The 21,315-nt window shown below is 63.0% G+C and carries 21 protein-coding genes; 16 read left to right on the plus strand and 5 right to left on the minus strand.

What is annotated here, in order from left to right; translation table 11 throughout:
• Positions 1 to 13: 13 nt before the first annotated feature.
• A complete protein-coding gene (locus tag EHF33_RS16620; protein ID WP_124874264.1) occupies positions 14 to 1,492 on the minus strand; it encodes an NADP-dependent isocitrate dehydrogenase in 1,479 nt (492 codons plus the stop codon).
• A 149-nt stretch (positions 1,493 to 1,641) separates the two neighbouring features.
• Here EHF33_RS16620 and EHF33_RS16625 point away from each other — a divergent pair, with 149 nt between their 5' ends.
• Complete coding sequence (locus tag EHF33_RS16625; RefSeq protein ID WP_124874266.1) at positions 1,642 to 1,998, plus strand: helix-turn-helix transcriptional regulator; 357 nt, start codon at positions 1,642 to 1,644, stop codon at positions 1,996 to 1,998.
• An 83-nt stretch (positions 1,999 to 2,081) separates the two neighbouring features.
• On the plus strand, positions 2,082 to 2,402 hold the full coding sequence (locus EHF33_RS16630) for an NIPSNAP family protein (protein WP_124874268.1): 321 nt from the start codon (positions 2,082 to 2,084) through the stop codon (positions 2,400 to 2,402).
• Here the strand turns inward: EHF33_RS16630 and EHF33_RS16635 are convergent.
• On the minus strand, positions 2,388 to 3,281 hold the full coding sequence (locus EHF33_RS16635; protein ID WP_124874270.1) for a phosphoenolpyruvate carboxykinase (ATP): 894 nt from the start codon (positions 3,279 to 3,281) through the stop codon (positions 2,388 to 2,390). The genes EHF33_RS16630 and EHF33_RS16635 overlap by 15 nt on opposite strands.
• The gene (locus EHF33_RS16640) at positions 3,278 to 3,544 is read right to left on the minus strand and encodes a PqqD family protein (RefSeq protein WP_164473584.1); all 267 of its coding nucleotides are present in this window, start codon (positions 3,542 to 3,544) and stop codon (positions 3,278 to 3,280) included. Before EHF33_RS16640 ends, EHF33_RS16635 begins: the two co-directional genes overlap by 4 nt.
• A gap of 217 nt (positions 3,545 to 3,761) precedes the next feature.
• On the opposite strand from EHF33_RS16640, the gene EHF33_RS16645 reads away from it, so the two are divergent.
• From EHF33_RS16645 to EHF33_RS16655, 3 genes are all read left to right on the plus strand, one after another.
• Positions 3,762 to 3,953, plus strand: a complete 192-nt coding sequence (locus tag EHF33_RS16645; RefSeq protein WP_124874274.1) for a hypothetical protein — start codon at positions 3,762 to 3,764, stop codon at positions 3,951 to 3,953.
• Positions 3,953 to 7,396, plus strand: coding sequence for an ExeM/NucH family extracellular endonuclease (locus EHF33_RS16650; RefSeq protein ID WP_124874276.1), 3,444 nt, complete (start codon positions 3,953 to 3,955; stop codon positions 7,394 to 7,396). Before EHF33_RS16645 ends, EHF33_RS16650 begins: the two co-directional genes overlap by 1 nt.
• Positions 7,397 to 7,518: 122 nt before the next feature.
• Complete coding sequence (locus EHF33_RS16655) at positions 7,519 to 8,859, plus strand: lasso peptide biosynthesis B2 protein (protein WP_164473585.1); 1,341 nt, start codon at positions 7,519 to 7,521, stop codon at positions 8,857 to 8,859.
• Between the two features lie 22 nt (positions 8,860 to 8,881).
• Here EHF33_RS16655 and EHF33_RS16660 read toward each other — a convergent pair whose 3' ends face one another.
• The gene (locus EHF33_RS16660) at positions 8,882 to 10,273 is read right to left on the minus strand and encodes an NAD(P)-dependent oxidoreductase (RefSeq protein ID WP_124874280.1); all 1,392 of its coding nucleotides are present in this window, start codon (positions 10,271 to 10,273) and stop codon (positions 8,882 to 8,884) included.
• Positions 10,274 to 10,480: 207 nt separating this feature from the next.
• Between EHF33_RS16660 and EHF33_RS16665 the strand changes: the two genes are divergently transcribed.
• The 10 genes from EHF33_RS16665 to EHF33_RS16710 all read left to right on the plus strand — a co-directional run bounded on the left by EHF33_RS16665 (position 10,481) and on the right by EHF33_RS16710 (position 19,821).
• A complete protein-coding gene (locus EHF33_RS16665; protein WP_124874282.1) occupies positions 10,481 to 11,515 on the plus strand; it encodes a LacI family DNA-binding transcriptional regulator in 1,035 nt (344 codons plus the stop codon).
• 318 nt (positions 11,516 to 11,833) lie between these two features.
• A complete protein-coding gene (gene xylF, locus EHF33_RS16670) occupies positions 11,834 to 12,877 on the plus strand; it encodes a D-xylose ABC transporter substrate-binding protein (RefSeq protein ID WP_124874284.1) in 1,044 nt (347 codons plus the stop codon).
• 78 nt (positions 12,878 to 12,955) lie between these two features.
• Positions 12,956 to 14,176, plus strand: a complete 1,221-nt coding sequence (locus tag EHF33_RS16675) for a sugar ABC transporter permease (protein WP_124874286.1) — start codon at positions 12,956 to 12,958, stop codon at positions 14,174 to 14,176.
• A 2-nt stretch (positions 14,177 to 14,178) separates the two neighbouring features.
• Positions 14,179 to 14,940, plus strand: a complete 762-nt coding sequence (locus EHF33_RS16680; RefSeq protein ID WP_124874288.1) for an ATP-binding cassette domain-containing protein — start codon at positions 14,179 to 14,181, stop codon at positions 14,938 to 14,940.
• A 94-nt stretch (positions 14,941 to 15,034) separates the two neighbouring features.
• A complete protein-coding gene (gene xylA, locus EHF33_RS16685; RefSeq protein ID WP_124874290.1) occupies positions 15,035 to 16,201 on the plus strand; it encodes a xylose isomerase in 1,167 nt (388 codons plus the stop codon).
• Positions 16,198 to 17,673 (plus strand): xylulokinase, encoded by a 1,476-nt coding sequence (xylB, locus tag EHF33_RS16690; protein WP_241191407.1) that lies wholly within the window; start codon positions 16,198 to 16,200, stop codon positions 17,671 to 17,673. Before xylA ends, xylB begins: the two co-directional genes overlap by 4 nt.
• Positions 17,674 to 17,999: 326 nt before the next feature.
• Positions 18,000 to 18,389 carry a hypothetical protein gene (locus tag EHF33_RS16695; RefSeq protein WP_124874292.1) on the plus strand — a complete coding sequence of 130 codons (390 nt, stop codon included), beginning with the start codon at positions 18,000 to 18,002 and terminating at the stop codon, positions 18,387 to 18,389.
• On the plus strand, positions 18,386 to 18,796 hold the full coding sequence (locus tag EHF33_RS16700; RefSeq protein WP_124874294.1) for a group III truncated hemoglobin: 411 nt from the start codon (positions 18,386 to 18,388) through the stop codon (positions 18,794 to 18,796). Before EHF33_RS16695 ends, EHF33_RS16700 begins: the two co-directional genes overlap by 4 nt.
• Positions 18,793 to 19,062, plus strand: a complete 270-nt coding sequence (locus EHF33_RS16705; RefSeq protein ID WP_124874296.1) for a cupin domain-containing protein — start codon at positions 18,793 to 18,795, stop codon at positions 19,060 to 19,062. Before EHF33_RS16700 ends, EHF33_RS16705 begins: the two co-directional genes overlap by 4 nt.
• A gap of 69 nt (positions 19,063 to 19,131) precedes the next feature.
• Positions 19,132 to 19,821, plus strand: a complete 690-nt coding sequence (locus tag EHF33_RS16710) for a Crp/Fnr family transcriptional regulator (RefSeq protein ID WP_241191408.1) — start codon at positions 19,132 to 19,134, stop codon at positions 19,819 to 19,821.
• A gap of 24 nt (positions 19,822 to 19,845) precedes the next feature.
• Here EHF33_RS16710 and EHF33_RS16715 read toward each other — a convergent pair whose 3' ends face one another.
• Entirely contained in the window at positions 19,846 to 20,352 is a 507-nt protein-coding gene (locus EHF33_RS16715; protein ID WP_124874298.1) for a DinB family protein, read from the minus strand.
• A 39-nt stretch (positions 20,353 to 20,391) separates the two neighbouring features.
• On the opposite strand from EHF33_RS16715, the gene EHF33_RS16720 reads away from it, so the two are divergent.
• Complete coding sequence (locus EHF33_RS16720) at positions 20,392 to 21,312, plus strand: STM4015 family protein (RefSeq protein ID WP_124874300.1); 921 nt, start codon at positions 20,392 to 20,394, stop codon at positions 21,310 to 21,312.
• The last annotated feature ends 3 nt before the right edge of the window (positions 21,313 to 21,315 follow it).

Below are 21,315 nucleotides of genomic sequence, written 5' to 3' on the forward strand. Positions count from 1 at the left end.
CTGGGCTGGCGGCTTACTGACCCTGACCCAGCGTGTACCCCGGCACGCCGTCAAAGGTGTAGAGGTGCTCGGTCTTGATGAAGTCCAGCCCGGTCTGATTCAGGTTGGACAGCAGCGCCAGCACGTCAGCGTGGGTGATCGACCCGGCTGACAAAAAGCGGCAGCGCCAGTGGTCGGACTTGAAGGTTTCGGGTATGCCCTGCGGCCAGACCTTGACGCCCCGGTTGGTGATCATCAGCAGCGGCAGGTGCTCAAGCTGGGCCGATTGCAGCACCGCCGCCAGCGCTTCCGGATCGCGCTCGCCTTCAAACCACTCGAAGAAGACATCGGTGCCGACGAGTTGCTTGATGATCGGGGCGCGGGGCTTGGGCTTGGGCGGCTCAGCGGCCTCGCGGGGCGTGGGCGCGGGCTTGAGGTGGGCCGGAAACTGACCGAGGCGCTCGATCACGGCGTCGGCAAATTCCTGAGTGCCCAGCACCTGAAGGGTCTGCTCCGAGGCGATGTCGCGGGTGTGCAGGCCGTCTTCCAGAGTCTTGAGCCAGGCGTTGCTGATGGTGCTGGCGATGTCCGGCTGACCCAGATATTCCAGCATCAGCACGGCCGATTGCAGCAGACCGCTGGGGTTGGCGATGTTCTGCCCGGCGATGTCGGGAGCGCTGCCGTGAATCGCTTCAAACATGGCGAACTTCGCCCCGATATTGGCGCTGCCGGCCAAGCCCACCGAACCGGCCACCTCCGCCGCCACATCCGAGAGAATGTCGCCGTAGAGGTTGAGCGTCACGATCACGTCGTAGAGTTCGGGCCGAGTCGCCACCCGCGCCGTGCCGATATCGATGATCTGGTGCTCAGCTTCCAACTCGGGATACTCGGCGCGGATCTCGTCGAAGACCCGGTGAAACAGGCCGTCGGTCAGCTTCATGATGTTGTCTTTGCTCAGCGCCGTGACTTTGCGCCGGTTGTGCTGGCGGGCGTATTCGAAAGCGTAACGCACGATCTTCTCGCAGCCGTCGCGGGTAATCAGCTTGAGGCACTGAATGACCTCGCGGGTCTGGCGGTGCTCGATGCCCGCGTAGAGGTCTTCTTCGTTCTCGCGGATGATCACCAGATCCATCGCCGGGTGGTGGGTGGTCACATACGGCGCGTAAGCGCGGCAGGGGCGCACGTTGGCATACAGGCCGAGACTCTTGCGCAGCGTCACGTTCAGGCTCTTGTAGCCGCCGCCCTGCGGAGTGGTGATCGGCGCTTTGAGCAATACGCCGGTGCCGCGCAGCACGTCCCAGGCGTCGGGCGCAAGGCCGGAGGTGTGGCCCTCAAGGTAGACCGTCTCGCCCATGCGGACTTCGCGGGTCTCGATCCGCGCTCCCGCCGCCTCCAGTACCCGCAAGGTGGCGCTCATGATTTCCGGGCCAATGCCGTCGCCACAGGTAATGGCCACTGGGATAGCCGTGAGGGAAGCGGAAGCGGCGTGCGGCGCGGTGAGGGTGCTGGACATGGTGGACTCCGTGAAACGAGTGAGGGGGAAAGTGGAGGCGAATATACGAAAAACTTTTCGCGTAACACATATCGTATATCAGGAGGGTGAACGTGCTGTCAAGGGCGCGGCGGCCCTCGACTCGGTTACACTCAGCTTCACCACCTGCCATGACCCCAGCCTCCGATCTTCCATCACCCGCACCGCAGCGGCCTGAGCGCTCCTCAGCGCCCGCCGGCTGGACGTTTTTTTCCAACCACAGCCACGTTCTGCTTTATTTGGCCCGCGAACCCGACATGCCCCTGCGCTCAGCGGCGCAGGCAGTGGGCATCACCGAACGCGCCGTGCAGCGCATCGTGCGCGACTTGGAAGAAGCCGGGATTCTGATACGGGTCAGGGTCGGGCGGCGCAACCGCTATGAGATTCGCGGCGATCAGTCGCTGAGGCATCCTATAGAAGCGCACGAAACGGTGGGCAACCTGCTGGCTTTCTTGATGCTCAATCAGACCGGGCCGCAAACGGACTGAGCGCTGTGCAGCTAGAAGCTATGCAGCTAGAATCAGTGGCTTAGGCGCGGCACCGCTTCTTACCGCGCCCCTGGAGGCCATCTATGTTTTACGAATACCGCCGTTATCAAGCTCAAGCAGGCCGCCGCGACGAACTGGTGAAGTTCATGGAAGAAACGGTCATTCCCTTTCAAGTCTCGAAAGGAATGGACGTGACGGGCTCGTTCGTGGACGAAAAAGACCCCGACATCTATATCTGGATTCGCCGCTTTGAAAACGAAGCGCAGCGCGAAGAGTTGTACGCCAAGGTTTATCAAAGTGAGGTGTGGAAAACCGAGATGGCCCCCAAAATCGACACCCTGTTCATTCGGGAGAAGATCGCCGTGACCCGTATCGTTCCGACGCCAACTTCAGCGCTTCAGTAAATCTTCCAGCTCGAACAAGCGGTCACGGTTCAGCCCATACACCGGGATGTTGGTCAGGTTGGGGGCGCAGCAGCGGGCAACGGCTTGCTGAGCACCCCTGCGGGCGGCGAGCGTGATGGGCAGGCCGCTCATCTCCCACCAGGCCCGCACCTGATCCGCCGCGCTGAGGAGCTGGCCGTGCGGCGCTCCCAGCACCCAGATTGACGCAAGTGGCCCGCCCACCGACCGCCCGACTTCAATCACGTCTTTGCCGTGAGCGTCTTGGCCTGCGCGGCTCAGCGACGGAGCAAACTGGGAGAGCGTACCGGGCCGCAGGCGCAAATTGCTGTCCCAGCCAAACACCTCGCCCTCCGGCGAGAGCCAACCGCTGTCTTCGGCGACCACCGCCGCGCCGCGCTGCATCAGCCGCAGGGCGGCGGTGCTTTTTCCTGCGCCGCTCGGGCCGGTGATGGCGATCAAGCGCTCAGCTGCGTTTGGCCCCGCCAGTTTAAGCAGGGCGGCGTGTAGACTCAGCCACCCCGCTGCCCGCTGCGTTTCGGCAAAGGCCAGATGCAGACCGAGCCAAGCGTCGGCGGCCCTCGACTCGGCGTCGGGGCCGAGTTCGACGTGGGTGAGACGGGGCTGCACGTCAAAGGCCAGCACCTCCGGAATACAAACGCGGTTGCCTGAGCGCCGCGCTTCTACATTTCCGCCCGACCAACTCAGCCGCACAGGTTGCCCGTCTGCCCGCGCAGGCCCGCGCTCAAGCTGCAAGTGGGTGGTGAGCGGCGTGGCCAGCATTTGGTGAAGGAGCGGCGGCCTCAATCCGGCGGCCCACTGAGCGGTTTGGGCGCTGAAAGTAACCCGGGTCGACAGACTGTCAAAGGCCTGCTGGGTCATCCGCTCTGGGTCAGCAAACCCTTCTGCGTCATCTCACTCAGGAAAGCGGAAATGTCGGCTTGGGCGGCCTGCACGCCAACTTCAAACTGAGCCGTCACTGTTGCCGTCAGCGTTTCTAAGTCGGCGGGAAGGGCCAGCCAAATCGCTCTGGCTACGCCGCTCAGTTGGTACATCTCGCCGCCTTCGTCCAAGATCACCACCGCGTCAGGCAGCTCGGTGGCCATCACTTCGGGAGTTGTCGTCCAGATCATTTTGGTGTCCATTCCACAAACGATGCTAGCGCCTCGTAAGCAGCGCCGTGTCATCGGCGCACGACTTTTGCTAGGGTGCTGATGCTGACAAAAACTTTACAAGCTCCCCGCATACTTGGTCGGCATTGGTCTTCAAGTCGGCGAACCACCGCAATAATCCTCCCAACGCGGCGCAGTGCTGCCGAGTAGATAAAGGGAAGATGAAGTCTACTCTCTCCAAGGAGATGCTATGAATCTGCTTACCCCAACCCCACCAGAAGCCGAAAATCCCAATACCGTCAACACCAAGAAACTTCCTTACAGCTCGCCGCGCCTAGAGAAAGCGGGCCAATGGCAAGCGCTGACCCTCGCCCGCAGCTTTCCAATCGGCGTCGGTAGCCTCAACTTCACCAACACTCGCAACAATGACTGGGAGTTTTAATGCTTAAATCTGCCCCTGCCCAACCCACCACCACATGGCTGACCCGTTCGGGCCTCGCTCTCGCCCTACTCAGCGCGGCCCTGCTCAGCGGCTGCGGCAGTGTTCAGCAGCCTGCTGGACAAGCCGCCGTGACTGTGCCTGCCGTGACTGTGCCTGCCGTAACTGGGCCCACCGTGACCGTACCTGCCCCAAAGCCGGTGGCCTCAGCGCTGGGCCGCGTCTACGAAATTCATTTTCAGGGCGTGGGCGGTTCCAAACCCAGCGTCAGCTTGCAGCGCTTGGGCGCGGGCCTTAAGACTCAGGCTTTGGTGGACGCCCCCGACAGTCTGCCCGCGACGTTGATCGGCCTCGACACCTTCGCCGTTGGCGGCACCCGGCATGTGCGGGCGGTCTACAAACTGACCAACAACACCGCCCAGACCATTCAGCATCTGAGCTTTGTACCGATCAACACCGACCCCGACGGCAGCACTACGACGCCTGCCAGCGCCCCAACGGTGGGCAGCACGTATTTCAATAACGTGACGGATTTTGGCGGCACGGCGGTGCCTGACGCCCTGGTGAGCAACCTGACGCCCGTGACCGGCAAGGTCTTCAGCGCGGCCAGCGGCACGGTCAGCACCGATCCCGAAGCGACGCCTTACACGGCCATCGCCGGTACAGCTGGCCTGCACCCGGCTGCGCCCAGCGGCCTCATCGTGAACGGTGTCGCGGGCAGCGGCTGGCGCTCTGTGACCTCACTGGCTCCGGGCGCGAGCACCAACATCACTTTCGCGGTGGATTTCCCGACCAATTCGCCAAAAACTGATCCGTTCAGTTTCAGTGTGGTGGTCACGACTGCCGATGACCAAGCGCCGCTGGATTACACCCCGGTTCACGAGATTCAGGGCAGCGGCCCGACCTCGCCCAAAGCTGGACAGACGCTGACGACTCAGGGCGTAGTGACCGCCAACTTCCAAGACGCTGGGCAGCTCAAGGGCTTCTTTATCCAGTCGCCGGACGCGGACGCCGATACTGACGCGGCCACCAGCGAAGGCGTCTTTGTCTACTGCCCCGCCGCCTGCGCGGTGAAGGTGGGCGACCTCGTGCGGGTAACTGGCCCCGTCAGCGAGTTCAACACCGTCACCCAGATCAATCCTGCGCCGGGCGGCGTGACGGTGGTCGCCAGCGGTATCGCCTTGCCAGCACCGATCACCGTGACTTTGCCGGTTTCCGATTGGGAACCCCTCGAAGGCATGCGGGTGCGCGTGCAGGGGATCGTCACCGAGAATTACAAGCTGGGACGCGGCAACACCGTCAAGGTGGCCGATACCCGCCTGACCCAGTTCACCCAACTAAGTGCGCCCAGCGTTACCGGATACGCCGCGCACACCGCCGACATCGCCAAGCGCACCATCTCTATCGACGACGCCAGTACGGCCCAGAATGTCGCCACCCTGTTTGGCCGGGACAACAAACCGCTGAGCGCCGCCAATACCCTGCGAACTGGCGACAACGCCGACGTGGTGGGCGTGGTGCATTACGGCTTCGACTACAGCGGCCAGCCCGACACCTACCGGATTGAAACCACCTTGGCCGACGCCACCTTCACCGGCCCAGTCCGTCCGCCCGCACCGACCGTCAGCGGCAATCTCACGGTCGCCAGTGCCAACGTCCTCAACTTTTGGACGACGCTGGGCAACAACCGAGGCGACAACACCATCGACGACAGCAACAGCGGCTGCACCGACGGCGGAACCGACGCGGCAGGGCGCGGAGCCAACAACTGCACCGAGTACCTGCGGCAACTGGATAAAGTCGTGAGCAACCTCGCGGGTTTGAATGCCGACGTCACCGGGCTGATGGAAGTCGAAAACAACGCCGCCGAAGGCAAAGGCGGCGACGCGCTGCGCGATTTGGTCAATGCACTCAACGCCAAAATGGGCGCAGGCACCTACGCCGCCGTCAGCAATCCCAACCCCGGCACCGACCTTATTCAGGTCGCGCTGATCTACAAGCCGAGCAAAGTCAGCTTGGTGGGCGCGGCGCTTAGCGACACCGACCCGGTCAATGACCGTTACCCGCTGGCGCAGGTGTTTCAGGCCGCCAACGGCACGCAGTTTGCCGTGGTGGTCAACCACATGAAGAGCAAAGGCAGCGGCAGCGGAGCCAACGCCGACCAAAACGACGGGCAGGGCGGCAGCGCGGCGCGGCGCGAGCAGCAAGTGCCCCGCCTACTCGACTTGATCCAGAACCAGATCGTGATTGGCAGGGGCGTGCAAAACGTGATCGCGGTGGGCGACTTCAACGCCTACGACCAGGAAACCAGCTTGGTCAACTTGCGTAAAGGGCTCGACGGCGTGGCGAACACGGGCGACGACCTGTTCAACGTGTTTGACAGCAGCGTGTACTCGTACCAGTTCGACGGGCAATTCGGCAGCTTGGATCACGCCTTCGTGACCCAGAGCATGAAAGCGCTGCTCAGCGGCGACTCGGCCAAGTGGCACGACAACACCGACGAACCGGACATCTTGGATTACAACTTGGATTTCAAGAGCGCCGATCAAATCACCAATCTTTACAACGACTCGGCTTACCGCAGCAGCGACCACGATCCGCTGAAAGTCGGCTTCAATTTGCCGGCTATTGCCAACCCCGCTCCCACCGTCAGCTTGTCGGGCGCAGCGACGGCCACCACCAACACCGCTTACACCCTTGACCTGACCAGCAGCGGTGCCCAGAGCGCCACCGTGGCTTGGGGCGATGGACAGACCGACAGCGACGTGGCAATCACCAACAATACCTTGAGCCTGACCCACACCTACACCACTGCCAGCACGCCCACCATCAGTGTGACGGTTTCGCGCAGCAGCGACGCCCAGACGGCAACGGCCAGCAAGAGCCTCACGGTGGCGGCTCCCAGCACCGGCGGCGGCAGCGCCGTGAACCATCTGGTGATCAGTCAGGTGTACGGCGGCGGCGGCAACACGGGCGCTCAGTACACCAACGACTTTGTGGAGCTGTTTAACCCGACCAATGCCAGCATCACTTTAACTGGCTACAAAGTCGAGTACTTCTCCGGCGCGGCTTCGGCTGGTTCTGGCGGCTCTGTTACCCTCAACGGCAGCCTCGGCGCGGGCAAATACTTCCTGATTCAGGGCGCGGCAGGTGCAGCGTCGCCCGCGCCCCTGCCGACACCGGACGAAACGGCCTTCGGCGCAAATATTTCTGCTTCAACGGGGCGCATAGACTTGACCTTGAACAGCAGCTTGGTTGACCGTGTAGGCTTCGGCGCTGGCGTGGGCGTGCAGTCTGAAGGCAGCGCCGCACCTGCACCGGCAAACACCAAATCGGTTCAGCGCAAAGCGGCTGGCTGCACCGACACCGACAACAACAGCGCCGACTTCACCGCCGATGCGCCCGCACCCCGCAACAGCGCTTCTCCCGCCACCACCTGCCCCTAAACTCCACTTTCTCAAGCCCGTTCCCAGCTTTGGGAGCGGGTTTTTTGGTTATGCTGCATCTGGAGGAGCCGATGCCTTTTTTCACTCAACCCCTTCCCAGTCAATCTCGGCCCACTCGACCTGTGCCTACCCAACCTTCACCCGATCAATCCTGGCCCGAAGTCGCCGCCCGCTTGGCCGATTTGCTCGTTCAAACTCCGCCGGATGTGCGGCCCGCAGACGTGTCTCTTCTGGAGCAAGCCGGCCTCGCTGGAGAAATCGCCTCGCGCCTGAGCGCTGAGCATCCGGCGCAGGCCGCTTTGCAATCCGGCCGATTGGCTTTGCTGGCCCGCAGCATGAGAATTCGCCGCCAGATGCAGACCCTGCTCTCGGCTTGGCAAGCGGCGGACGTGCCCAGCGTGCTGCTGAAAGGCTTTGCCCTCAGCGAGTTGGTGTATCCACAGGTGGGTTTGCGGCCTTTTGGCGACGTGGACATTTTGATTCACGAGGCTGACTTGCCACGTGCCAAGGCGGCCGCTGTGGCGCTGGGCTGGCAAGATGACGGCCACTCGGAGCGGCCACAAGACTGGACGCACGAGCTGGCCCACTTGTACAGCCCTGACCGGCAGGTGCGGCTGGATGTTCACCGCTACGCCGCCGAATGGACGCATGGGCCACGTGGCCGTTTGCAGCGTCTGACCCAACAGCTTTGGGAAGCCAGCCAAGAAACCGATTGGCAAGGCGTCAAGGTGCGCGTCCCTGCGCCGCCCGACATGGCGCTGCATTTAGCGGTTTCCCGCGCTTGGACGGGTGACGCAGGATTTTGCAAACCCGCCGACTACCCCGATCTGCGGGCGCTGAAAGACAGATTTGCTCTGACGCCCCAGCAGCTTGAGCGCCGCGCCGATGAATTGGGCCTGACTCAGACTTGGCGGGCTTACTTGGCCGTATGCAATCCGTGGAAAGGCATTTTCCGTTTAAATGACGCCGCCGCTGCTCGCCGACTCCGCTGGGCCGCCGAGCGAGATGGCCGCAAGTTGTGGGGGCCACGCCAACTGCGGCGTGTGCGCGACTGGCCCAGAATGCTGGTCGCCACTCTGCCGGATGTCTGGGCAGTGTACCGTCAGCGCCGCGCCGATCCAAGACGTCTGCTGGAGAGCTGGCCCTTAGCACAAAATCAGCCGCCGCTGAGCGCCGAGGAAGAGCTGCAACTCATCGCGGGCGTGCGCCGCTTGACCCGCCTCCTCTACGCTTCCTCAGCAGGAGACTGCTTGCCGCGTGCGCTGGCAACTTACCGCACACTGGTGCGGCGCGGGTATCCGGCGGTGTTTGTCAGCGGGGTGCGCCGGGAGGAGGGCGCGGTGACGGGCCACGCCTGGATCGAAGGCGCTGAGGGCTGGCTGGACAGTTACGAGCCGAGAAGCAGCCGTCAGCAGTACGCGGTGCTGTTTGAACGGCGGGCTGAGCCACAAAACCCACCGTGACACCCCTTCTGAATTACGTAATTCAGGGTTTTTCTGCGGCTGGCTCGGCACCGAGCTGTATGGAAGTGGGCCGCGCAGTGGCAAGCCGCTCACTGATCGCCGCCGCCGCCACCTTGCCGTCCTGAACGGCCATGACCGTACTGGCGCTGCCACGTACCCGGATACAGTCGCCGCCCGCATACACGCCGGGCCAGCTGGTTTCAAGGCCGTCATCCACCCTGATGTAACCGCCCGCCAGTTCCAGGCCCAGCGCTGCGGCCAGAGCTGGTTTTTCCTGTCCAATGGCTTTGATCACCGTGCCGCACTCGATGACAAATTCGCTGCCGGGTACAGGTTGAGGGCGCGGACGGCCTGAAGCGTCCGGCTCGGCCAGCGCCATTTTCAGACATTTCAGGCCCGTCACCTTGCCGCCTGTGCTCAGCACTTCAATGGGCTGAGTCAGGAAAGTGAAGCCGATGCCTTCATGCAGCGCGAACTCGTACTCGTGGCGGTAGGCGGTCATCTCACGCTCGGTGCGGCGGTAAACCATCTGCACCTCGGCTCCGGCGCGGCGGGCCATGGTAGCGGCGTCGATGGCGGTGTTGCCCGCGCCGATCACCACCACGCTCTGGGCGACCTGCAAGCCCAGTGGGTCGAGCTTGGCCTGCTCGATAAAAGCCAGCCCGTCCACGAGTTGCTCCTCGCCGGGAATGCCCATCGCCGGAACCGCGCCGAGGCCCAGTGCCAAAAACACGGCGTCGTACTCGGCCAGCAAAATGTCCAGATCCGCTGCGCCGACGAGTTCGCGCCCGGTCTGCACCTCGACGCCCAAAGCCTTGACCGCCTCCACTTCACGCTGAGCGACTTCCAGCGGCTCACGCAAGCTGATGATGCCGTAGCTGCTCAGCCCACCGGCCAACTCACGTTTTTCCAGCAACGTCACGGCGTGTCCCGCTTTGGCGAGTTCGGCGGCAGCGCTGATTCCGGCGGGGCCACTGCCCACCACCGCCACGCTTTTGCCAGTCGGCACTCCGGCCTTAAAGAGCTGCACGCCGCGTTCCTGCACGTGATCGACAGCGTAGCGCTGGAGGCGTCCAATTTGAATGGGAGTGTGGTCTGCGCCCAGCACACAGGCCCCCTCGCAGAGTTCTTGCACCGGACAAACGCGGGCGCAGGTGCCGCCCAGAAAGTTGGCTTCCAAAATGACGCGGGCGCTTCCGCGCAAATTCTCGGTGCTGATTTTGCGAATGAACGTGGGAATGTCAATGTGGGTGGGGCAAGCCTGCAAACACGGCGCGTCAAAACAGTACAAGCAGCGGTTGGCTTCCACCAATGCTTCGTGGGCGCTCATGGGCGGCAGGAGTTCTTGCCAAGCGCTGCCACTGGGCGAGCGTTCGGGCAGCGCGGCACTGGGCTGAAGAGGGTCAGTAAGCATGGGCAACCTCGCATCAAAGACAAAGCAAAGCGGCGGCAGAGCCTTGGAGTAGGTCTCAGGCGGTTCACGCCCTCACTGGAGCTGATTTAACCGATGCTTAAGGGTAAGTGCCCGCTGGACGCCCGTCAAGCCTGAAGCGGCTCAGGTCTGGGCCGCCGCCAGTGGGAACCGGCACCCGCCGCACGCTGAGTGTGAAACACTGCGGCCATGAAGGTCAGGATCAAGGAAGTGGCCGCCGCCGCTGGGGTCAGTGCCGCGACAGTCTCAAAGGTGCTTTCCGGACGCACCGGTTACGCCGTGCAGGCCGAGACCGCCCAGCGGGTGCGCCAAGTGGCCCTGACGCTGGGCTACGTGCCGGACGTGGCCGCCCGCAACCTGCGAACGCGGCGAACCGGACAACTGGGCGTGGTGCTGGAGGCGGTGGGGTCGTCAGAACCAGACCAGTTGCTGGGCGGTCTGACGACTTCCAGCGCGGTGCGGCGCACCTTCGACGGCGCGATCATGGCGGGCCTCAGCGACGCGGCGCGGAGCCTGAACGTGCCGGCTCTGGTGATTTATCCGGGCAGCAGCGGCCTGCACCGCACCTATCTGGACGGCCGAGTAGACGGACTTCTGGTCAGCTGCGATCCGCTTCGCGGCCACCAACTCCTTCAAGACTTGGCACAGTTGCCGATGCCGGTGGTGGCCCTGTGGACACAAGGAAAGTTGCCCGGCATCAGCACGGTGGACGTCAATCACCAAGCTGGAGCGCGGCAGGCCGTGGAGCACCTCTTGAACCTGGGCCACACCCGCATCGCCTTTTACGGCGGTGGTCAGGCCAGCGGCGTCGAGCATTTTCAGCGCCGGGAAGCGGGCTACCGGGAAGCCTTGGAAGCCGCAGGGCTTCCTGCGCTGGCGGCCATCCATCAGGGTGAGCAATTGGTGGACGCCGTTTGCCTCGGCGAGGTCAGCGCCGTTTTCGCTGAAACCGATCTGGGCGCGGCAGCGGTGGTTCAAGCTCTGGCTGGAGCGGGGCTGAGCGTTCCCGGAGACCTCTCGCTGGTGGGCTTTGACGACATCCTCGGCGCGGAATACATCGCGGGCGGCCTGACCACGGTGTATCAGCCCGCAGCGGAGATGGCGGCGGAGGGCGTGCGGGTGCTGCTGGCCCGTCTTGGCGGCGCACCTGTGTCTCAGACGCTGCTGCCCACCCGCCTGATGGTGCGGCGCAGCACCGCACGTTTGAGTAAAGGCCCGTGCTAGCAATCATCCAGCAGTGAGCCTCCCTGGCCCACCACCGTCCGTAGAAACAGCGCATGGACGGTCTATTTTTGGTGTCTGGTCAAGCCTTACTCGCTGGCAAGGAGCGGGAACACGTTCGTCCAACCCGCTGGGCCTGAACCCCTCTTGACGGCTGAGAAGAAAAGCGTATACTCCAAATCACGAAATCGTTTTCCTCACATAAGTTTGCGGACGAATGCCCGCAAATGTCCGCCTCTTCCTGTAACACGGCGGCGGAGTGGATTTAAACCGCTTTCCCTTTCTTTTTACTGGCGCTGAGCGCCCCGATAAGGAGTTGTTATGAAACGACTGGGTATACTTTCCGCTGTTCTTGGCCTGAGCCTCCTCGCCTCCTCCGCTACGGCACAAAAGCAAGTGGTGGTGGGGGTCAGTTGGTCTAACTTTCAAGAAGAACGCTGGAAGACCGATGAAGCCGCCATCAAAACCCAGCTCGACAAGATGGGGGCCAAGTACCTCAGCGCCGACGCCCAGAGCTCCAACGAAAAGCAGCTTTCCGACATCGAAAGTCTGGTGACACGCGGCGCGACCGTGCTGATCGTGTTGGCCCAAGACAGCGAAGCGGTGTTGCCCGCCATTACCAAAGCCAAAGCCGACGGTATTCCGGTCGTTTCCTATGACCGCCTCATCGAAGATCCCTGGGCCTTTTACATCTCGTTTGACAACAAAGAAGTCGGCAGGTTGCAAGCCCGCATGATCTTGGGCGTCAAGCCTAAAGGCAATTACGCCTTCATCAAGGGCAGCCCCAGCGATCCCAATGCCGCGCTGCTCTACGCCGGGCAACTCGAAGTGCTGGACAAGGCCATCAAGTCCGGCGCGATCAAGAATGTGGGCAATCAGTTTACCGAGGGCTGGAAGCCGGAAGTTGCCCAGACCAACATGGAGCAGATCCTGACCGCCAATCAGAACAAGGTGGACGCGGTGGTGGCCTCCAACGACGGCACGGCGGGCGGAGCAGTGGCGGCCCTGGCCAGCGTCGGCTTGGCGGGCAAAGTGCCGATCTCCGGCCAAGACGCCGACAAAGCGGCGCTCAACCGCATTGCCAGAGGGCTGCAAACCGGCACGGTCTGGAAGGACTCGCGCACGCTCGGCACCGAAGCGGCCAAAATCGCGGTGCAACTGGCGAATGGAGCCAAGCTCAGCGCAGTGATGGGCAGCGGCACCTTCAACGGCGGCCCCAAGAAAGTCACCGTGAACAGCATCCTGCTCAAGCCGGTGGTCATTACCCGCAGCAACCTGGGCACGCTGATTACGGCCAAGTGGGCAACCAAGGCCGAAATCTGCAACGGTGTGACCGGTACAGCCGCGCCCGTCGCCTGCAAATAAACGGCGCTTGACGTTCTGGGGAAAGAGGCCGTCCACGCGCCTCTTTCCCTTTTCTTCATTCCCTCTTTTGGAGACTTTATGCAGAGTATCAAGACCACTGCCGCGCCGCCCAAGCGCCTGATGTCCCAGTTGGGCCTGGACGCACGGCTGGTGTTTATGGTGGCGGCCATCGCCGGAATCTGGCTCGCCTTTCATCTGCTGACCGGCGGCATTTTTTTGACGGCCCGCAATTTATGGAACCTCTCGGTGCAGACCGCTTCGGTGGGCGTGATGGTCAGCGGCATGGTGCTGGTGATTGTGATGCGCAATATCGATTTGTCGATCGGCTCAATTCTGGGGTTTACCGGCATGTTCATGGCCGTCATCAACACCCAGCTCTTTAGCCAGAACACCTGGTGGGCCGCGCTGCTGACCTTGCTGCTGGGTCTGCTGCTCGGCGTGCTGGTGGGCGTGATTCAGGGCACCTGGGTCGCGGTTTTGGGGGTGCCGTCATTTATCGTCACGCTGGGCGGCCTGCTGATCTTCCGGGGCGGGGCTTGGCTGCTGACCAGCGGCCAGACCGTCGCGCCGCTGAGCGAGAGCTTTCAGATTCTGGGCGGCGGCCTCAACGGTTCTATCGGCGGTTTATGGAGCTGGATCGTGGGCGTGGCGATCATGGCGGCCATCCTGTTGGCCGATCTGCGGGTCTATCAGCAGCGGGCGCGGCGCGGGCTGCCCAACCGCTCAGTGCCGCTTCAAGCGCTGCTGACCGGGGCGAGCCTCCTGCTGGTGCTGGCCTTCGTGCTGGTGATGAACAGCTACCCCGATCCGCGCAGCGGGCTGCCACGCGGCATTCCGGTGCCGGTGCTGCTGATGCTGGGGGTGACGGCCATCATGATGTGGGTGGTGCGGGCCACCCGTTTTGGCCGCTACGTGTTCGCCTACGGCGGCAACCCCGAAGCGGCGCGGCTGGCCGGCATCAACACCAAACGCCTGACCATCATGGTGTTCGGCTTGATGGGGCTGCTGGCCGCCCTCGCCGGAGCCATTCAGACCGCCCGCCTCAACGCCGGAACCAACTCCACCGGCACGCTGGCCGAGCTGAGCGTCATCGCCGCAGCCGTCATCGGCGGCACCTCGCTCTCGGGCGGCACCGGCAGCATTCCCGGCGCATTTTTGGGGGCCATTTTGATGGCGAGTCTCATTAACGGCATGTTGCTCCTCGACCTCCCCAGCGCTTGGCAAAACGTGGTGCAGGGCCTGGTGCTGATGTTGGCGGTCACGCTGGACGTGCTGGTTCAAAAGCGGCGGGCCAAATGAGCATGGCGACTCAAGCGCCACTGATCGAGACGCGCGGCATCTCCAAGAGCTTCGGCGGCATTCACGCGCTCCAAGACGTGAGCGTAGCGCTGGCCCCCGGCGAAGTGCTGGGCCTGCTGGGCCACAACGGCGCGGGCAAATCCACCCTTATCAAAATGCTTTCGGGGGCCTACACGCCCGACGCCGGACAGATTTTGATGAACGGCCAAGAAGTGCGCCTGAGCAGTCCGCGCACCGCTCAGAACTTGGGCATCGAGACGATTTACCAGAATCTGGCGCTGGCCGACAATCTGGACGTGGCCGCCAACATCTTCTTGGGCCGCGAACTGCTGCGCGGCGGAACGCTGGATGAAGACACCATGGAACTCGAATCGCGCAAGGTGCTTGACCGCCTCAAGGTCAACTTGCCCGATCTCAAGAAGCCGGTCTTTAATTTTTCCGGCGGGCAGCGCCAGTGCATCGCCATCAGCCGGGCCATTTATTTCAAGGCCAAAGTGCTGATTATGGACGAGCCGACCGCCGCGCTGGGGCCGCAGGAAACCGCACAGGTCAATGAACTGATCCAGTCGCTCAAACAGGAGGGCGTGGGCATTTTCCTGATCAGCCACGACCTGCACGACGTCTTTGATCTGGCTGACCGCGTGACGGTCATGAAAAACGGCCAGGTGGTCGGCAGCGCCCTGACCTCGCAGATTACCCAAGACGAAGTGCTGGAAATGATCATTGCCGGAAAGTTGCCGCGCCGCGAGGTACTGACGCCCTAGCGCAAATTTTCTTTTCGTTCGAGCCAGATTTCAGTTTGAAGCCAGCCAATTTAAAGCCAGGCAGAAAGCCGCCCAGTTTGCATCAAGGAGACACATGACCGAATTCACCCCCACCCCCGCAGATCAGTTCACCTTCGGCCTCTGGACGGTCGGCAGCATTGGCCGTGACCCATTCGGTGAACCGACCCGCAAACCGCTGAGCGCTCCCTACATCGTGCAGAGGCTCGCTGAGCTGGGCGCTTACGGCGTCAACCTCCACGATAACGATCTGGTGCCGATCGACGCCAGCGCCGCTGAGCGTGACCGTCTCGTCTCGGACTTTAAGGCGGCCCTTAACGATCACGGTCTCAAGGTGCCGATGGCGACCACCAACCTGTTTACCGATCCAGCGTTCAAAGATGGGGCCTTTACCTCTGCCGACGCCCGCGTCCGGGCTTACGCGCTGCAAAAAACCATGCTGAGCATGGATCTGGGCCACGAACTCGGCGCAGACGTCTACGATTTCTGGGGCGGGCGTGAGGGCACCGAGGTGGACGCGGGCGGCAAACTGCTCGATTCGCTGGCCTGGTTCCGCGACAGCCTCAACTTTCTGGCCGACTACAGCGAGTCGCAGGGCTACAACTACAAATTCGTACTCGAACCCAAGCCCAACGAGCCGCGCGGCGATATTTTCTTTCCGACGGCGGGCAGCATGCTCGGCTTTATCGCCACGCTGGACAAACCAGACCGCTTCGGAGTCAACCCAGAATTCGCCCACGACACCATGGCGGGTCTGAATTTTGCGCACGCGGTGGCGCAGGTGATCGACGCAGGCAAGCTGTTTCACATTGACCTCAACGATCAGAAAATGGGCCGCTTCGACCAGGATCTGCGTTTCGGGGCCGAGAACATCAAGACGGCCTTCTTTTTGGTCAAACTGCTGGAAGACACGCACTACAGCGGCATGAAGCACTTTGACGCCCACGCCCTGAGAACCGAGGATGAAGCGGGCGTGTGGGCGTTTGCCAAGGGCTGTATGCGAACCTACCTGATGCTGAAGGAAAAAGCACGCCAATTTAACGACGACAGCGAGATTCAAGCGGCGCTGAGCGCCTACCGGGTGGAGGACAGCGAACTGGAGGCGCTGAGCAAGAAGTTCAGCCCCGAGAACGCGCAAGCGCTCAAGAGCCGCACCTTTGACCGCTCAGCACTGGGCACACGCGGCCCCGGCCTGGAGCACCTCGATCAGCTCACCATCGATCTGATTCTGGGAATGCGTTGACGCCGGACGGTGTGGACGTGGTGCTGGGCCTAGACCTCGGCACCAGCGGCGTGAAGGTGGTGGCGCTGAGTGCGGCGGGCGAGGTAATGGCGCAGGCCCTCAGGCCTTATCCGCTGCTGACCCCCCAAGCCGGCTGGACGGAGCAGCGACCCAGAGACTGGACGGCGGCAACCTTGGAAGCGCTGGGCGACGTGAGCGATCAGCTTAAGGGGGCGGGCCACACGCCCTTGGCCTTGGGCCTCAGCGGACAGATGCACGGCGCGGTCTTTTTGGACGCTGAGGGCGACGTGATTCGCCCCGCGCCGCTGTGGAATGACCAGCGCACCGGGGCGGCGGTGGCCGAGATCGAAGCTGCCATTCCCCGCGCCGAACTGATTGCCCGCACCGGCAACAGGGCCGTGAGCGGCTTTCAGCTTCCCAAACTGCTGTGGCTGCGCTCCGCCGAACCGCAAAACTTTGCCCGCGTGCGCCGGGTGCTGCTGCCCAAAGATTACCTCGGCTTTCTGCTGACCGGACAGGCCCGCACCGAGCCGTCCGACGCTTCGGGCATTGGGGCGCTGAATCTGACGACCAAAACTTGGGATAAAGACGTGCTGAACGCTCTTAAGCTGGACGCCGATCTGTTTCCCGAGGTGGTGGAATCGTGGGCAGTGGTCGGCCAGCTTTTGCCGGAGATGGCCAGCGCAACCGGCCTTCCGGCGGGCCTACCCATCATCGCGGGCGGCGGCGACAACGCGGCGGCGGGCGTGGCGCTGGGACTGTCCAGCGGGCGGCCGGAACTCGGCAGCGTCAGCCTCGGCACCAGCGGGGTGCTGTTCGCGCCTCTCGCTGAGCCGACGCCCGACCCTTTGGGGCGCGTGCATTTGTTTGCCCATGCCGACGGCGGCTACAACCTGCTGGGTGTGACCCTCAGCGCGGCGGGAGCGCTGCAATGGTTCCGCGACAAGCTGGCCCCCGAGACGCCCTTCCAAACCCTGCTGGACGAAGCCGCCGGAATTCAGTCTGCCGAGGGCGTCACCTTTTTGCCGTTTTTGTCGGGCGAGCGCAGCCCCCACATGAATCCCGATCTGCGGGCCAGTTTCAGCGGGCTGAGCTTGTCGCATGGCCGCCCGCAGATGGTCAGAGCGCTGCTGGAGGGCACCGCCTTCGCGCTGGCCGACACGTATGACGTGATGCGGCCACTGTCTGGCCTCACAACTTTGCTGGCTACCGGCGGCGGCGCTCGCAGCGCCTTTTGGCTGGGTCTGGTGGCGGGGGCGCTGGGGCTAGAGGTGCAGCAAACTGCTCGCGAACCCGGCGCTGCCGAGGGCGCGGCGGTGCTGGCCATGCCCGCTGCCGGACTGTACGGCTCGGTGCAGGCGGCCATGATGACGCTGGCTCCCAGCGGGCAAGCGGTGGCGGCAGTGGACGTTGCCGAGGGCCTAAGCGCTTACCAAGCGGCCCGCCAGCAAGCGGTGGGGGAGAGCATCTAGATTCCAACCATTTCGGCAGTTGTGGTTACCGCGCTACTAGAGCCTTTGAGAGGATGGCTGAGCAAGAAGCACGCTCAGCCATCCTCCATTTCAGCGACACACGCGGCTGAACGCACAACGTCAGGGCCGCTGCAAAGTCGTGTCCGGTTTCCAAACAGCTTAAGATCGTTGAGGCCAGTGGCGACAGATCGGCGGCAAAACCTTCCACCCTTGCCCCAGCGACCTTGACCTAAGTCATGGACAAGCAAAGCAAAGCTGATCAGATTGGAGGGGTGACCCACGTGATCACCAACCACCACTCATTTCCCAAAAGGTAAGGAGCCTCGATGAATGTTTTGGAAGCCGTCAATATCTTGCTGGTGGGCCTGTGGATGGGAATGTATTTGTTTACGACCTTCATTGTCAGTCCAGCATTTTCAGATTTTTTTCCAGACGCGCAGATACGTCGCGCCCGCCGGACGAGTGTGGGCAAGGCTTACGCCCGCGTCGCGGGGCCGCTGATGCTGGGGCTGGCGCTGATCATTTTTGCTCAGGGCTGGCAGGGAGGCTTCTCGGCGGCTCTGCTCACTGAATTTGGAGCGCTGCTGCTGATGGTCTCGCTGGTGGGCTGGCATGTGCTTCAGGCACGCAGTGAGCAGCGCCCGCCGCCGCGCTGGGCCACCCACACGGCGCTGACGGCAGGCTTGGTGCTGTGCGGCGCGGCGGTGATGACGTGACTGCGCCCGTTACGGCGGGCCGTCTGTTTGACCAGATCGGTGAAATCACATTGCGGCGAGTGCTGTGGCTTTTTTACGAGCGGGTAATGCAAGACGAGCTGCTCGCGCCCGTCTTCCGTGCCAAACTCGGCACCTTTCCGAAAGACGGCTGGCCGGTACACATGACCCGCCTCGAAGGCTTTTGGCGGGCCACGACAGGCGGGCCGAGCACTTACCGGGGCCAACCCGGGCCAGCCCACCAGGGCCACGGCCTGGAAGCCCAGCATTTTGAGCGCTGGCTGGCGCTTTGGGACAAGACTTTACGTGAGCAGCTTGACCCGCCCGAAGCCGAGGCGCTTCTCAAGATGGCCAGCCGAATGCGCGTCAATCTGGAGCGCTTCGCTACCCTCCCCCTGGATAAGCCGTGAAGCGGGCCGAGCCTCCACAGATCATCACCGCAACCCCACATGGCCGGGTGCTGCGTTTCACGTTCGCGGCGGGTGAAGGCGTACCGACCCACAAGCATCCCGGCGCTCAGGTGGTCGTCACGGTACTGAGCGGTCAGGTCGAGGTGACGGCTGAAGAGAGCTGCACGCTCAAGGCCGCCGAAATCCTGACGCACGACGGAGACCAGCCGCTGTCGCTGTTCGCCACCCAAGACAGCAGCGTGGTGGTGACGTTGATCCACCGCTGAGTTGGTTCACCGCTGAGTTAATCGAACCCTGAAACCATTTTGGCTTGCCGGTATGGCAGCATAAGCGCTGTGAGTGAACGCGCCCTTGAGTTGCTGAGCCGGACAGTGATGTTTGGTGGAGCGCAGCCCGCAGTCCTGCGCCCCTTGGCAGCGCTGGGCAGCTTCCGCAGCTTGAAGCGCGGAGACATGCTCTTTCACGCCGGTGACGTGACCGAGTCGCTGCACATCGTCAGCGCAGGGAGCGTGCGGGTTTACCGCTTGGCGCGGAACGGAACACGTGAGCTGACGCTGCACGTCGAAGGGCCCCGGCAAGTCGTGGCGGGAGTGGCCGCTTTTCAAAATCAGGCCAGGTATCCAGCTTACGCGCAAGCTCTTCAGTCGCCCACCGAGCTGCTGCTGCTGCCGATCGAAGCGGTGCGACAAGCGGTTTTCCATGCGCCGGATCTGGCCCAGTCGGTGATCGCCGCTTTTGCCCGCAAGCAGGCCGAGCTGTTGTCGAGAATTGACCGCCTCGTCTTCAGTGAACTCAGCGAGCGCCTCGCCGTGTATCTGCTGGCGCACGCCGACTCGCCCCACGCTCTACCCACCAACAGCGAACTGGCGGCCCTCCTCGGGACGGTGCCGGAGCTGGTCAGCCGCAAGTTGGGCGAGTTCTACCGCTTGGGCCTCATCAACATCGAGCGCCGAACCGTGGTGGCCTTCGACAAAACCGAACTCACTCGGCTGGCCCATACGGGCGAGGGACACACCCATGGATAACAGCTGGAGCGGAACGCAATCGCTTTATGGGTAGCGCTCCGACAAGACTTGCAGGTGCGCCCGCTCGTGGCCCAACAGGATATGGGCCAGCGCCCGCACACTGAAGGGATGGCCGCTGGCAACGCCGCGCCGCGCCCAAGCGTCGGGGGTGAGCTGGCGCAGCAGCAGGAGATTGCTGGCCCTCGCCGCTTGAAATCCGGCCAGCACTTCTTCCAGATTCACCGCGTCAAAGTCGCTGGCCGCCATCCAGTCGTCTTGCTCCATACCGGGCAGCGGCGCGGGGTCGGCGCGGGCAAACCACAGCGCCCGGAAGCCGAACAGCCGCTCGGTGTCGGCCATGTGGCCCACCACTTGCCGCACGCTCCATTTGCCCGGCGCATAACGGAAACCAGGGCGGTCTGCGTACCTCAAAATGGCCTGACGGGTCACGTCGGCCTGCACCTGCATGGCGCTCAGCACGTCGTCTTCCGGCGCGAGGTCAACGTAGCGGGCGTAAAAAGGGGGGCAGTCGGCGGATTGAGAGCGGGCCATAGCCTCACCATAGCGCCGCTTCTTGGCTAAACTGAAGCCATGACGATTGGCGAACACCTGAGCAAATTCGGCGGCTTGCAGGTCACGCCCTGGGAACCCGGGCAGCCGCTGGGCGACACCGTGACCACCATTCACCGCATCAGCGTGGAGTACGACGAGAAAACGAGCTGGACGGACAAGTTTCGGGCGTTTCTGACTTTGCCGAATGTGGAAAACAGTCAGGGCTTGGTGGTCGGGATGTGGAGTGCCGAAGCGGGTGAGGACGCGGCCCCCGACGAGATGGTGGAAGCGCTGGTGGCTGCCCACGCCCAGCTTCCCCGTTTGCGGGCGCTGTTTATCGGCGACATCACCTACGAGGAAAACGAGGTGTCGTGGATCGTGCAGGCCGACCTCTCACCGATTCTGAGCGCTTATCCGCAGCTCACCCATCTGGGCATTCGCGGGGGCAACAACCTCAGCCTCGGCCAAGTCTCGCTGCCACAGCTGCGCGAGCTGACTCTTCAAGCGGGTGGCCTCAGCGCCGAAGTGGTGCGCGAAGTGGTCACGGCCAACTTGCCCAAGCTGGAGCATCTGGAGCTGTATCTGGGCACCGAGGAGTACGGCTCCACCAACGCCGCCGACGATCTGACGCCGCTGCTCGACGGCCAGCGCTTTCCGGCGCTCAAGTATCTGGGCCTGAAAAACAGCGACCACCAAGACGAGATCGCCCAGATGTTCGCCCACGCCCCGATTTTGGATCAGCTTGAGACACTCGACCTGTCGCTCGGCGTACTGACCGACGAGGGCGCAGCGGCTTTGCTGGGCAGCGAGCGCGTCAAAACCCTCAAAAAGCTGGATGTCAGCCACCACTTTTGCAGCACCGAGATGATGCAGCAGCTTAAAGCCCTGCCGATTGAAGTGGACGCCTCCGAGCAGCAAGACGAGGAAGACGATTGGCGGTTCGTGGCGCTGGGAGAATGAAGC

The sequence above is a fragment of the Deinococcus psychrotolerans genome, assembly GCF_003860465.1.
GTDB lineage: Bacteria > Deinococcota > Deinococci > Deinococcales > Deinococcaceae > Deinococcus > Deinococcus psychrotolerans.

What these genes read in the sequence shown, in the direction of transcription:
- EHF33_RS16645 (WP_124874274.1), top strand. Translation starts at nt 3,762, where the DNA reads ATGAATCTGCTTACCCCAACCCCACCAGAAGCCGAAAATCCCAATACC.
- xylA (WP_124874290.1), top strand. Translation starts at nt 15,035, where the DNA reads ATGACCGAATTCACCCCCACCCCCGCAGATCAGTTCACCTTCGGCCTC.
- EHF33_RS16660 (WP_124874280.1), bottom strand. Translation starts at nt 10,273, where the DNA reads ATGCTTACTGACCCTCTTCAGCCCAGTGCCGCGCTGCCCGAACGCTCG.
- EHF33_RS16620 (WP_124874264.1), bottom strand. Translation starts at nt 1,492, where the DNA reads ATGTCCAGCACCCTCACCGCGCCGCACGCCGCTTCCGCTTCCCTCACG.
- EHF33_RS16635 (WP_124874270.1), bottom strand. Translation starts at nt 3,281, where the DNA reads ATGACCCAGCAGGCCTTTGACAGTCTGTCGACCCGGGTTACTTTCAGC.
- EHF33_RS16665 (WP_124874282.1), top strand. Translation starts at nt 10,481, where the DNA reads ATGAAGGTCAGGATCAAGGAAGTGGCCGCCGCCGCTGGGGTCAGTGCC.
- EHF33_RS16675 (WP_124874286.1), top strand. Translation starts at nt 12,956, where the DNA reads ATGCAGAGTATCAAGACCACTGCCGCGCCGCCCAAGCGCCTGATGTCC.
- EHF33_RS16720 (WP_124874300.1), top strand. Translation starts at nt 20,392, where the DNA reads ATGACGATTGGCGAACACCTGAGCAAATTCGGCGGCTTGCAGGTCACG.
- EHF33_RS16640 (WP_164473584.1), bottom strand. Translation starts at nt 3,544, where the DNA reads ATGGACACCAAAATGATCTGGACGACAACTCCCGAAGTGATGGCCACC.
- EHF33_RS16630 (WP_124874268.1), top strand. Translation starts at nt 2,082, where the DNA reads ATGTTTTACGAATACCGCCGTTATCAAGCTCAAGCAGGCCGCCGCGAC.
- EHF33_RS16695 (WP_124874292.1), top strand. Translation starts at nt 18,000, where the DNA reads ATGAATGTTTTGGAAGCCGTCAATATCTTGCTGGTGGGCCTGTGGATG.
- EHF33_RS16715 (WP_124874298.1), bottom strand. Translation starts at nt 20,352, where the DNA reads ATGGCCCGCTCTCAATCCGCCGACTGCCCCCCTTTTTACGCCCGCTAC.
- EHF33_RS16625 (WP_124874266.1), top strand. Translation starts at nt 1,642, where the DNA reads ATGACCCCAGCCTCCGATCTTCCATCACCCGCACCGCAGCGGCCTGAG.
- EHF33_RS16650 (WP_124874276.1), top strand. Translation starts at nt 3,953, where the DNA reads ATGCTTAAATCTGCCCCTGCCCAACCCACCACCACATGGCTGACCCGT.
- xylF (WP_124874284.1), top strand. Translation starts at nt 11,834, where the DNA reads ATGAAACGACTGGGTATACTTTCCGCTGTTCTTGGCCTGAGCCTCCTC.
- EHF33_RS16680 (WP_124874288.1), top strand. Translation starts at nt 14,179, where the DNA reads ATGGCGACTCAAGCGCCACTGATCGAGACGCGCGGCATCTCCAAGAGC.